Origin of the sequence: Streptococcus sp. 2021WUSS126, assembly GCF_044427255.1 — a bacterium.
Taxonomy (GTDB): Bacteria; Bacillota; Bacilli; order Lactobacillales; family Streptococcaceae; genus Streptococcus; species Streptococcus hashimotonensis.
In genome coordinates this window covers 165,148-177,312 of record NZ_JAOTGI010000002.1, presented here as the reverse complement: position 1 = coordinate 177,312, position 12,165 = coordinate 165,148, and the positions used below count along the sequence as shown (strand labels likewise).

The 12,165-nt window shown below is 40.6% G+C and carries 14 protein-coding genes; all 14 read left to right on the top strand.

Annotated features, from left to right (window positions below):
• The first annotated feature begins 72 nt into the window (after positions 1-72).
• The 14 genes from aroA to ODU39_RS01985 all read left to right on the top strand — a co-directional run bounded on the left by aroA (position 73) and on the right by ODU39_RS01985 (position 12,155).
• A complete protein-coding gene (gene aroA / locus ODU39_RS02050; protein ID WP_398579743.1) occupies positions 73-1,353 on the top strand; it encodes a 3-phosphoshikimate 1-carboxyvinyltransferase in 1,281 nt (426 codons plus the stop codon).
• Between the two features lie 8 nt (positions 1,354-1,361).
• Positions 1,362-1,853 carry a shikimate kinase gene (locus ODU39_RS02045; protein ID WP_398579742.1) on the top strand — a complete coding sequence of 164 codons (492 nt, stop codon included), beginning with the start codon at positions 1,362-1,364 and terminating at the stop codon, positions 1,851-1,853.
• Positions 1,844-2,671 carry a prephenate dehydratase gene (gene pheA / locus ODU39_RS02040; RefSeq protein ID WP_398579741.1) on the top strand — a complete coding sequence of 276 codons (828 nt, stop codon included), beginning with the start codon at positions 1,844-1,846 and terminating at the stop codon, positions 2,669-2,671. The genes ODU39_RS02045 and pheA overlap by 10 nt, the downstream gene beginning before the upstream one ends.
• An 11-nt stretch (positions 2,672-2,682) precedes the next feature.
• On the top strand, positions 2,683-4,005 hold the full coding sequence (locus tag ODU39_RS02035) for an LCP family protein (RefSeq protein WP_398579740.1): 1,323 nt from the start codon (positions 2,683-2,685) through the stop codon (positions 4,003-4,005).
• A 66-nt stretch (positions 4,006-4,071) separates the two neighbouring features.
• The gene (gene rlmD, locus ODU39_RS02030) at positions 4,072-5,433 is read left to right on the top strand and encodes a 23S rRNA (uracil(1939)-C(5))-methyltransferase RlmD (RefSeq protein WP_398579739.1); all 1,362 of its coding nucleotides are present in this window, start codon (positions 4,072-4,074) and stop codon (positions 5,431-5,433) included.
• A 210-nt stretch (positions 5,434-5,643) separates the two neighbouring features.
• A complete protein-coding gene (locus tag ODU39_RS02025) occupies positions 5,644-5,817 on the top strand; it encodes a hypothetical protein (protein ID WP_208563098.1) in 174 nt (57 codons plus the stop codon).
• Positions 5,814-6,632 carry a replication initiator protein A gene (locus ODU39_RS02020; protein ID WP_398579738.1) on the top strand — a complete coding sequence of 273 codons (819 nt, stop codon included), beginning with the start codon at positions 5,814-5,816 and terminating at the stop codon, positions 6,630-6,632. Before ODU39_RS02025 ends, ODU39_RS02020 begins: the two co-directional genes overlap by 4 nt.
• A gap of 149 nt (positions 6,633-6,781) precedes the next feature.
• Positions 6,782-8,137, top strand: a complete 1,356-nt coding sequence (gene dcm, locus ODU39_RS02015; protein WP_398579737.1) for a DNA (cytosine-5-)-methyltransferase — start codon at positions 6,782-6,784, stop codon at positions 8,135-8,137.
• Complete coding sequence (locus ODU39_RS02010; protein WP_253222009.1) at positions 8,121-8,549, top strand: hypothetical protein; 429 nt, start codon at positions 8,121-8,123, stop codon at positions 8,547-8,549. Before dcm ends, ODU39_RS02010 begins: the two co-directional genes overlap by 17 nt.
• A gap of 10 nt (positions 8,550-8,559) precedes the next feature.
• The gene (locus ODU39_RS02005; protein WP_253222008.1) at positions 8,560-8,943 is read left to right on the top strand and encodes a hypothetical protein; all 384 of its coding nucleotides are present in this window, start codon (positions 8,560-8,562) and stop codon (positions 8,941-8,943) included.
• 8 nt (positions 8,944-8,951) lie between these two features.
• Complete coding sequence (locus ODU39_RS02000; protein WP_001005705.1) at positions 8,952-9,185, top strand: hypothetical protein; 234 nt, start codon at positions 8,952-8,954, stop codon at positions 9,183-9,185.
• Positions 9,186-9,187: 2 nt separating this feature from the next.
• Positions 9,188-9,772 (top strand): CPBP family intramembrane glutamic endopeptidase, encoded by a 585-nt coding sequence (locus tag ODU39_RS01995; RefSeq protein ID WP_253222007.1) that lies wholly within the window; start codon positions 9,188-9,190, stop codon positions 9,770-9,772.
• A 77-nt stretch (positions 9,773-9,849) separates the two neighbouring features.
• Positions 9,850-10,338 carry a hypothetical protein gene (locus ODU39_RS01990; RefSeq protein WP_002936460.1) on the top strand — a complete coding sequence of 163 codons (489 nt, stop codon included), beginning with the start codon at positions 9,850-9,852 and terminating at the stop codon, positions 10,336-10,338.
• Complete coding sequence (locus tag ODU39_RS01985) at positions 10,338-12,155, top strand: VirD4-like conjugal transfer protein, CD1115 family (protein WP_253222006.1); 1,818 nt, start codon at positions 10,338-10,340, stop codon at positions 12,153-12,155. Before ODU39_RS01990 ends, ODU39_RS01985 begins: the two co-directional genes overlap by 1 nt.
• Positions 12,156-12,165 lie beyond the last annotated feature (10 nt).

Below are 12,165 nucleotides of genomic sequence, written 5' to 3'. Positions count from 1 at the left end.
AATTGTCATAAAAATCAGAAAATATTTTATAAATATGATAAAATAGAAGTGATACTAGTTTGAGGTAAGGATATGAAATTAAGAAGAAGCGTAGAAAAACTACAGGGAACGATTCGTGTCCCAGGAGATAAATCAATTAGTCATCGCTCTATTATTTTTGGTTCCCTTGCAAAAGGTGTTACCCGTGTCCACGATATTTTACGTGGGGAAGATGTCTTGTCAACCATGCAGGTCTTTCGTGATTTGGGTGTAAAAATTGAAGACAATGGTGATATTGTTGAAGTACACGGTGTTGGCTTTGATGGTCTTCAAGCACCCAAAAATGATTTGGATATGGGAAATTCTGGAACCTCGATTCGTTTGATTTCAGGCGTTTTAGCAGGTCAAGATTTTGAGGCGACTATGTTTGGTGATGATTCCTTATCCAAACGTCCTATGGACCGAGTAACTATTCCACTCAGTCAAATGGGAGTAGAGATTTCTGGACAAACTGAACGTGACCTACCTCCGTTGACCATCAAAGGGAATAAGAATTTAAAACCAATTCTCTACCAACTCCCTGTAGCCTCTGCCCAAGTAAAATCAGCTCTGATTTTTGCTGCCTTGCAGGCTGAGGGAGAGTCGGTCATCGTAGAAAAAGAGTTGACTCGAAACCATACAGAAGATATGATTGTCCAGTTTGGTGGACAGTTGGAAGTCAATGGCAAGGAAATCCGCATCCAAGGTGGTCAGGAGTTTATTGCCCAAGAGATTACAGTTCCAGGAGATATTTCAAGTGCTGCCTTTTGGTTGGTTGCAGGCTTAATCGTACCAGGTTCAAAAATTATCCTTGAAAATGTGGGAATCAATGAAACTCGGACTGGTATTTTAGATGTCATTAAAGCTATGGGCGGTAAAATGACTCTTTCTAACATAGATGAACTTGCAAAATCAGCTACCATTACAGTTGAAACGTCGGAATTGAAGGCTACGGAGATTGCAGGCGAATTGATTCCTCGTTTGATTGATGAGTTGCCAATTATTACCTTACTAGCGACTCAAGCACATGGAACAACGATTATTCGTGATGCTGAGGAGTTGAAAGTTAAAGAAACGGATCGTATTCAGGTTGTTGCAGATGCTCTAAATAGTATGGGAGCAACTATTGAACCAACAGAAGATGGTATGATTATTCACGGACCAACTGCTTTACATGGTGCTGAAATCAATACATTTGGTGACCACCGTATCGGTATGATGACTGCCATTGCCGCCTTGTTGGCCAAAGATGGAGAAGTTGTATTGGAAAGAGCAGAAGCTATCAATACTAGCTATCCTGCCTTCTTTGAACACTTAAATAGTTTGATGGATTAGGAGAATGTATGCCAATCGTTTTACTTGGATTTATGGGAGTTGGAAAAACAACAACAGCACATTTGGTAAATCTCCCCGTTTACGATATGGACCATATCATTGAAGAACGGATTGGTATGCCTATTGCTGACTATTTCAGTCTTGAAGGAGAGGCTTCGTTTAGACAACTGGAGACAGAGGTGTTGAAAGAATTGCTGGACTTACCTAGTAATTGTATCGTGTCAACTGGTGGTGGTGTGATTAAATCTGAAGTAAACAGGGAATTGCTGTTGGCAAATAGGGAGGACAATGTACTTCTTACTGCCTCCTTTGAAGTTTCTTATCAGAGAATTCGTAAGGATAGACAGTCGCAAAGACCTCTCTTTTTACAGTGTAGTAAGGAAGAGTTTGAAGCCCTCTATCGTGAACGAATGGCACTTTATCAAGGTTTAGCCGATACTGTAATCGATACAGATAAACTGAATCCAGAACAAGTAGCAAGGAAAATTTTATGCAAGTAGCCTATCTAGGACCTCGTGGTTCTTTTACACATCAAGTGGCCCAGCAGGCCTTTCCGACTGCGGATTTGCAGGCTTTTGAAACGATTACAGAGGTTATCAAGGCCTACGAAACGGGGGAAGTTACCTATTCCGTTATTCCAGTAGAGAACTCGATTGAAGGTAGTGTTCATGAAACGATTGACTATCTCTTTCATCAGGCGGCGATTCATGCGGTTGCAGAGATTGTTCAACCGATTGCCCAACAACTGTTAGCCACGAGTGCTGATAAGGCTGTAGAGGTTATCTATTCTCATCCGCAGGCAATTTCTCAGGGGAAGAAATATATTCAGGAACATTTTCCTCAGGCTCGTATTGAAATAACAGCTAGTACAGCCTATGCTGCTCGCTTTGTGGCAGAACACCCTGAACAACCATTTGCGGCAATTGCTCCGCAAGCAGCAGCTGTTGAATATGGACTGGAGGTAATTGCGCAAGACATCCAGGAAATTAGCGAGAATTTTACACGCTTTTGGATTTTGGGGGATAAGGCTCCGTCTATTGCCCTGGAACAAGTAGCTAAAAAAGTCAGTCTTGCACTGACATTGCCAGATAACCTGCCAGGAGCCTTGTATAAGGCCATGTCTGTTTTCTCATGGAGAGGAATCAGCTTAACAAAAATAGAAAGCCGACCCCTGAAAACGGCTTTGGGTGAGTATTTTTTCATACTGGACCTTGACAATCAGTCTGAGGAATTATTAGCCTATTCTCAAAAAGAATTGACTAGTTTAGATATAAACTATAAAGTACTAGGGAATTACCTGGTCTATATGACCAGCTAGGATGAAGACAGATGAATAAAAACAATAATATCCTAACCCATCATGAACAATTGAGGTTAGATTATTTGCAAAAAAATATCCACTACTTAAATGACAAAGAAAGTCGTGAGTTGGATTATCTATTATATAAAAAAGAGCTGAGAGAACGGCATGGAAGTCCAAGGCAATCTCTACGTAGCTTCACACCAACGGCTTACGAAGATGACTTCGAGGAAGATTATTTTGAAGAGGATGATGAGCAAGAGGAACTGTTGCCTCGCTATCCTGAACGTAGATCCAGAAAAACAAGACAAGCCAAACCTCAACGGTTTCAGTCTCCTCGTATCGAGCCTAAAGCGAAAGTACCTAAACCTAAAAAAGCTCGTAAAAAGGGTGGTTTCAAGCGCTTTATTAGTTTCGTATTGCTTGCTATAGCGCTAGTGATTGTAGCGATGGGCTATAGTTTTTTCAAAGGTATGAATAGCGTGAGTGAGAAGCCAGTAGCTGAGGTCTTCAACGGCGTAGATACATCGAATGGGACAAATATTTTAATTTTGGGAACAGACGGTCGTGTTGGCGAAAGTTCAGGTGAAACTCGAACGGATACCATCATGGTTTTAAATGTGAATAACACGGATAACAAAGTCAAACTTGTTAGCTTTATGCGGGATACCTTGGTGGATATTGAGGGATATGAATATAAACTCAATACTGCCTATACTTTGGGAGAACAGGATAATCAGCAAGGGGCTGAAGAAGTTCGGAAGGCGTTGAAGAATAATTTTGACATCGATGTCAAGTACTATGCGATGGTGGATTTTGCAACCTTTGCGACAACGATTGATACACTTTTCCCTGAGGGCGTAACGATTGATGCACAGTTTTCAACTATTAATGGTGAAGTCGTTAGCTCAGTAGAAGTGCCGAATGATTTACAGCTGGAAGAAAATGCTCCTGCTTATCAAACGATTCAGGTCGGTGTACAGCAGATGGATGGTAAGACCTTGCTTAACTACGCGCGCTATCGTTCGGATGATGAAGGTGATTTTGGTCGTACCAGACGTCAACAGGAAGTGCTATCTGCTGTTATGACACAGGCTAAAAATCCAATGAAACTATTCTCTGGCTCCGAAGCTATAGGTAAGGTTGTGGCGATGACTCCGACAACAGTGCCACAAAGCTTTATGTGGCTACAGGGACCAGGCCTTCTATTGGATGCGGCAAATGGTATCGAACGTGTTACAATCCCAGAAAATGGAGACTGGATTGACGACTATGATATGTATGGTGGTATGGCTCTTCGTGTTAATTTTGAAAAATACCAGCAGCGCTTGGCTGAGTTAGGCTTGCGTTAAGAAATATGGTATACTAGAAGTGACTTCGGTCACTTTTTTAGTGGTCCAAAAATAGAAAGTAGAATTATGTTAAAGAAAAACGATATTGTCGAAGTAGAAGTTGTAGATTTGACACATGAGGGGCAGGGTGTGGCAAAAATTGATGGTTTTGTCTTCTTTGTAGACAATGCTCTTCCAGGCGAGAAAATTTCCATGCGCATCTTAAAACTTAAGAAAAATATTGGTTTTGGTAAGGTGGAGCAATGGCAGAGCTTCTCACAAGACCGTAATCAGGACTTGGATTTGACCTATCTAAGAACAGGTATTGCTGACTTGGGGCATCTCACTTATCCAGCCCAACTAGCTTTTAAGAAAAAACAAGTTGAGAATAATCTACGTAAGATTGCAGGTCTGCCAGAAATAGCAGTAGCAGATACTTTGGGAATGGACAATCCTCTTGCTTATCGCAATAAGGCAGCTGTTCCTGTTCGTCGTGTGAATGGGCAGTTAGAAACAGGATTCTTCCGAAAAAATTCACATGATTTAGTTCCGATTGAGGATTTTTACATTCAACATAAGGAAATTGATGCCTTGGTTCTAGCGACACGTAACCTGTTGAGAAAATTAGACTTGAAGCCTTACGATGAGAAAGAACAGACAGGACTTGTGAGAAATATTGTTGTTCGTCGTGGTCATTATTCAGGTCAGTTGATGCTAGTTTTAGTTACGACTCGTCCGAAGATTTTCCGTGTTGAAACCCTTGTTGAGCGTTTGACAAGCCAATTTCCAAATCTTGTTTCTATCGTTCAGAATATTAATGACCAGAATACCAATGCTATATTCGGTCAAGAATTCCGTCTTTTGCATGGCAGTGAAACTATTACAGATACCATGTTGGGTAATGAATTTGAAATTTCTGCACCGTCTTTCTATCAAGTCAACACAGAAATGGCTGAAAAACTCTATCAGACCGCCATTGACTTTGCAGAATTGTCGGTATATGATGTCGTGATTGATGCCTATTCGGGTATTGGGACAATTGGTCTCTCCTTTGCAAAACAAGTTAAGCATGTTTACGGTGTAGAAGTCGTTGAAAAGGCTGTCCTTGATAGTCAGAAGAATGCTGCTCGAAATGGGATTGATAATGTTACCTATGTCTGTGATAGTGCAGAATCCGCTATGCAAAAATGGGTGGCAGATGGAGTCAAGCCAACTGTGATTTTTGTCGACCCACCACGAAAAGGTTTGACAGAAAGTTTTATCAAAGCAAGTACTTCTGTAAAACCAGAGAAAATCGTTTATATCTCTTGTAATGTGGCAACCATGGCGCGTGATATTAAACTTTATGAGGAATTGGGGTACAAATTGACCAAGGTACAGCCGGTGGATCTTTTTCCAAATACGCATCACGTGGAGTGCGTAGTGTTGCTACAACGAAGCAAAGGATAAGAATCCTTTATTTTAAGCACTTTTTCAAACATTTTGTCTTTATTGAAAAGAGTGATTTTGACATAAAAAAGGTTCAAAAAAAGTACATTGATGTGAACGTCTGTTTGGATGTCGACTGCGTAGTCAAAAAATAGATACGTCATAAAATATAATAGTTCAGCGAGAACAATTTAATAAGTGTTCTCGCTTTTTTTATTTCAGGAGGAATTCATGCAAAAGAAAGAACAATCATCACGTCAAATGGTGATGTGTCATCTCGTGACTATCTTGGGAGTTGATATTGAGAAAGCAACGCAGCTAATTGATGAAATGGAACAAGTAGGTTTAGTCCGATTTGATGAATTTGGAAATGTTGGAATATTAGTCTTGGAGGGACAATCATGAAACGTATTACCGCTAATCAATATCAGACATCAGAGCGATATTATAAACTCCCCAAAGTTTTGTTTGAGAGTGAACGTTATAAGGATATGAAGCTGGAGGTTAAGGTAGCCTACGCGGTTTTAAAAGATCGTTTGGAGTTATCTTTGAGTAAAGGCTGGATTGATGAGGATGGGGCTATTTATTTGATTTATTCCAATTCAAATCTGATGGCACTATTAGGCTGTTCAAAGTCAAAATTACTCTCTATTAAGAAAACCTTACGTGAATATGGCTTGATTGATGAAGTCCAACAATCATCCAGTGAAAAAGGTCGAATGGCAAATAAGATTTACTTGGGAGAATTAGAACATGAACCTACCCCAGTCTTACATTCAGACGGGGCTAGTGTTAAAAAAATACTAGGGGGGTCTCAAAAAAAGACGGGGCCGGTCTTAAATTCAGCCCCTAGTGAGACTGAAGGAAGTGAGACTAAATATAGTGAAACTGAAGGGAGTGATTTCCTTATTGAGGACGAGGAGGAGAGGCAGCTAGTAGATGAAAAACAAGAAGAAAACTTTACTCCAAAAGTAGATGATGTGACCAAGTACGATCGAGACTATATTTGGGCTTTGGTTCATGACCAATTAAGACAATCAGGTCTATCTCAGTCGGCTAGTGACTATGCCATGATCTATTTCGGTGATCGTTATCAGTACGCATTGGAACATATGAGATTTGCTCGGTCAGCGGAAGTGATAGCTGAATACGTGTTTAATGGTGTGCTGTCAGAATGGACCAAGCAACTGAGACGACAAGAAGTAAAGGGAGGTGATTAAGATGATTTGGTGGATACTAGGTGGAATCTATTTGATTTCAATCATCATTTTGATTGTTGAAATCATCCGAGCACCAGAAATGGATGATCATATATAGGCAAGAGTTTTACAAATCGTAAGGTTCTTTTTTATTTGGAAAGAGAGGAAAAATGAAGTTTTTAGATTTATTTGCTGGGATAGGTGGTTTTAGACTAGGAATGGAATCACAGGGCCATGAGTGTTTGGGCTTTTGTGAAATTGATAAATTCGCTAGAACATCCTACAAAGCCATGTTTAACACAGAAGGAGAAATAGAATACCATGACATTAAAGAGGTCACAGACCATGACTTTAGACAATTTAGAGGGCAAGTGGAGGTTATCTGCGGGGGATTTCCTTGCCAAGCATTTTCACTCGCAGGCAGACGATTGGGATTTGAAGATACTCGAGGGACTCTCTTTTTTGAAATTGCTCGAGCGGCCAAACAAATCCAACCACGTTTTCTATTTTTGGAAAACGTCAAAGGCCTACTCAATCACGACAAGGGACGGACGTTCGCCACAATCCTCTCCACGCTGGATGAATTGGGGTATGATGTCGAATGGCAGGTGCTTAACAGTAAGGACTTCCAAGTCCCGCAAAACAGAGAACGGGTCTTTATTATCGGACATTCTAGAAGATACCGTTCCAGATTCATATTTCCTCTCAGAAGAGAAAACAGCCCAGCTCATCTTGAAAGGCTAGGCAATATCAATCCCTCTAAACGTGGTTTGAATGGTGAAGTCTATCTGACGAGTGGACTTGCTCCTACACTAACGAGAGGTAAAGGAGAGGGGGCAAAAATCGCCATTCCTGTCTTAACCCCAGATAGAATTGAAAAACGTCAAAATGGGCGTCGATTTAAGGATAATCAAGACCCTATGTTTACTTTGACCAGTCAAGACAGACACGGGGTTGTTGTCGCAGGAAATTTGCCGACTAGCTTTGACCAGACCGGAAGAGTATTTGACATTGCGGGCTTGTCACCGACCTTGACCACCATGCAAGGTGGAGATAAAGTGCCAAAGATTTTGCTGAGGGAGGAGCTGCCATTTCTGAAAATCAAGGAAGCCACAAAAAGAGGGTACGCAAAGGCAACTCTTGGAGACTCTGTCAATCTGGCTTATCCAGATTCAACCAAACGTAGGGGACGAGTGGGAAAGGGAATATCCAATACCTTGACGACTTCAGACAATATGGGCGTGGTAGTTGCTGCTCTGGAATATCGACAGGATAAGTGGTATGAAGTCACAGGCATTGTCTTAGAGGGGAAACTTTATCGCCTAAGAATAAGACGACTGACACCAAGAGAGTGTTTCAGACTGCAAGGCTTTCCTGATTGGGCTTATGAAAGAGCAGAGAGTGTTTCCAGTAAGAGTCAACTATACAAACAGGCAGGCAATAGTGTGACTGTCACAGTTATTGAAGCCATTGCGAGAGAATTTAGAAGAATGGAAGAGGAAGAAAAACATGAACCTACTACATAAGAAAAGTATCCTAGAGTGTACTGAATTAGAAGAACGTATTCACCAAGCTGAAACCAATCAGCTATTACAAAAGATATTGTCGCTCCCCAATTTTGATTGTGACTTTGAGGTTACTTTTGAAGATGATTACCACAAAGAGATGAATGATCCCCTATTCTACGAATCCAATCTTCATCGGATTTCGGATTTTTTGGAAACTAGGGATATTAAAAATGGTGTAGATACCCTATTGACGAAAGACAATCACCTAGCCTTTCGTGCCTTTGGTGAAAATTATTCTGCTAGGGGAAAGGAGGGCATTGTAACGACTCTAGTGACGGTCAAGTGCTTTGGTGAAGGACGGTTGCCCATTGATATGAGTCGCTATTTATCAACTTCTGAACAAACAGTTGAAAATAGCCTAACCCTATAAGGAGGAGCCTATGCTTGAGGTATATCTAGGAAATAATGCTAATACAAATCAAGACTTACTAACCATTTTGACGACCTATGGAGTGGCTTATCGTTGTACAAAAGCGTGTGATGTAAACCGTGAAATCTTACTGTCACTCTTTGCCAAAACAATGGATTGTTTTGAGTTATTGTCGCCACGATTTCTTCGCTTTAAACGTCAATATTCGATAAGTTTGAATGAGATGATTCAGCTTATTCTCCAAAAACCAGACCAAAACCTTCGTCTGCCCCTCATTGTCTGCCAAGATCATGTCTATCCAGCTATTGGGCTAGACGAAGTGAGAACCTTTCTTCCCAGACAGGTAAAAGAAGAGCTGTTTCAGGCCAGTCTGATAAAACAAGTGACAGGCTAGGTGTGAAGATGAATGAACGATTTTGGGACAATTTAGAAATCATTCTGGCAGAAAAAGACCTCACTTGGGCAGAACTAGCTCGCAAAGTATTCAAAGGTCAATATGTTTATCCAAGTGAGTTTAATCGCCTCTATCAAAAATTACGACATTACAAATCCAATCGTCTAATGCCACAGACAAGATGGGTTGAGCGAATTGTTTTGGTATTAGATATTGATTATGAAGATTTATTCAAGAGGTGACAATGATAAGGATAGTGTTGTTTTATCTAGCCATAAAGCTTAACGGTCTTCTGGTGAGTTTATACCTGAAAGAGTATCTGACAATTGAGGGTATAGTCTTGCTACAAATGCTTCTTTTAGGTGTAGCTTGTCTAGAGATTACTCATCACAAAACTATTCAATCAAAAAATATGACCATACAAAATCGCCTAAGATGGTTGCTTCTTGGTTTTGCGTGTATGGTTGCTTTTGCAGTCTTTATCAGTTTTCTATTTCCAGCTCAGACTAGGAATCAAGAGGTATTGGTAGAAGTTGGAAAGCAGGTTCCTCCTATTATCTTTTTATTGTTTCTGGTCAATGCAAGTATCCTTGAAGAGATTGTTTATAGGCAATTGCTGTGGGAAAAATTGACATTCCCTTTTGTACAAATAGGCGTGACCAGTTTTCTCTTTGTTCTATCCCATGGCCCCAATCAGTTAGGGAGTTGGCTCATGTATAGCTGTCTTGGCTTGACCTTGGCTGCTGTTCGATTGAAAACTGATTGTATGACGGCAATCATCTTACATTTACTTTGGAATAGTTTGGCTTATGTCGTAACTTTCTTGTGATACCAAAATCAAGAGTGTTTCCGTATTATGGAAACACCTTATGTTTGAGAGGGAATCGAAAAAAAGAGGAGGTCACCATGTCATCTGAACAACAAGAACGTCAAGCGATGCAATACGTGGAAAGAAGTAGTTTATTGACAGTTAGAACCCTCTTAAAGCTCTTAGAATGGTCGGCTAGGCAAGCCTTAGCTCAAGATTCAGCTTATAAGATTGGGGTTCAAAAACTGGAAGAACTCCTTCAAAGCCCTTACGCCATTGAAGCGATTGATGTTAGTAAAGACATTCTAGATAAGCCAATCGATGTGGAGAAATTTAAGGAGTTGATGGAGTCAGAAAAACTGCCAATCGCAATTAGTTGGCAAAAAGACTATCTCTACTTTTATGCCAAGGATAAGACCTTGCTCGATCATCACTTGGATGAATTGTTGAAGAAACTGATGTCTAATCCAGAGAAGCTAGAAGGTTTAACCTTTGATAAAACCTTGGACCAAGAGATAGAACTGGCCAAAGAGAAAATTAGAGTGACAGAACCTTCGGCAGTCAAAACCAAGGAGGTGACCTTGTAATGTATTCCAGGCAAAAAGCATTTGTCTTTGGACTCTTGGGTCTCGCCTTTGGCTATTTCTGCCATCGTCTAACCCTACTCTATGATAGTTTAACCAATGCCCCACCTATGGAACGTATTGCCTACCTCTTAGGAGAGGGGTTAAATAAGGTTTTCAATCCTTTATGGCTATTTTCCTTTACTCAAAAATCTTTTCTTGCCTTTATCCTTGGGGTTCTAACGATGACGCTAGTCTATCTTTATGTATCGACAGGACAGAAGGTCTATCGAGAAGGGGAAGAATACGGTTCTGCACGATTTGGAACCAGTAAGGAAAAGCGGAACTTTTACAGTAAGAATCCTTTCAATGACACGATTTTGGCTCGTGATGTTCGTCTAACCTTGTTGGAAAAGAAGAAACCCCAGTTTGACCGAAATAAAAATTTGATTGTCATTGGGGGTTCTGGGGCAGGTAAGACCTTTCGCTTTGTTAAACCCAACCTTATCCAACTTAACTGTTCCAATATTGTCGTAGATCCTAAAGACCATTTGGCCGAGAAGACAGGTAAACTCTTTTTGGAAAACGGTTATCAGGTCAAGGTTTTAGACTTGGTTAATATGACCAATTCAGACGGTTTTAATCCCTTTCGTTATGTAGAAACAGAGAATGATTTGAACCGCATGTTAACGGTCTATTTTAACAATACCCGTGGATCTGGTTCTCGCAGTGATCCATTTTGGGACGAGGCTTCCATGACATTGGTGAGAGCTATTGCCTCTTATTTGGTAGATTTTTACAATCCACCAGGAAGTTCCAAGCAAGAGCAGGAAGCAAGACGTAAGCGTGGCCGTTATCCAGCCTTTTCTGAAATTGGGAAACTCATCAAACTCTTATCAAAGGGAGATAATCAGGACAAAAGTGTTCTTGAAGTCCTGTTTGAAGATTACGCTAAAAAATACGGTCACGAGAACTTTACCATGAGAAACTGGGCGGATTTCCAAAACTATAAGGATAAGACCTTGGATTCGGTGATTGCGGTCACAACAGCTAAATTTGCCCTCTTTAATATCCAATCGGTGATTGATTTGACGCAAAGAGACACTATGGATTTGAAAACGTGGGGCACTCAAAAGACCATGGTCTATCTTGTTATTCCAGACAATGATACGACCTTTCGTTTTCTATCTGCTTTATTTTTCTCTACGGTTTTCTCCACTTTGACCAGGCAGGCTGATGTTGACTTTAAAGGGCAACTGCCGATTCATGTTAGAAGCTATCTGGATGAGTTTGCGAATGTCGGAGAAATCCCAGACTTTGCTGAACAAACCTCAACAGTTCGCTCTAGAAACATGAGCTTAGTTCCTATCTTACAAAATATTGCTCAACTCCAAGGACTTTATAAGGAAAAAGAGGCTTGGAAAACCATACTGGGGAACTGTGACAGTCTCCTCTATTTGGGTGGAAATGACGAGGAAACTTTCAAATTTATGAGTGGTCTTTTAGGCAAACAAACCATTGATGTCAGAAGTACCAGTCGTTCTTTTGGGCAGACGGGTTCAAGTTCCACCTCTCACCAGAAAATTGCTCGTGACTTGATGACGGCTGATGAAGTAGGGAATATGAAACGAGATGAGTGCCTCGTACGCATTGCTGGAGTTCCTGTTTTTCGAACCAAGAAATATTTTCCACTTAAACATAGGAATTGGAAATGGCTTGCGGATAAGGAAACCGATGTACGCTGGTGGAACTATCACATCAATCCATTGGCTAAAGAGGAAGAATTGGACTTGTCAGACTATCAAATAAGGGATTTAAGCACAGAAACGTCACTACATTAATAGAAATGAG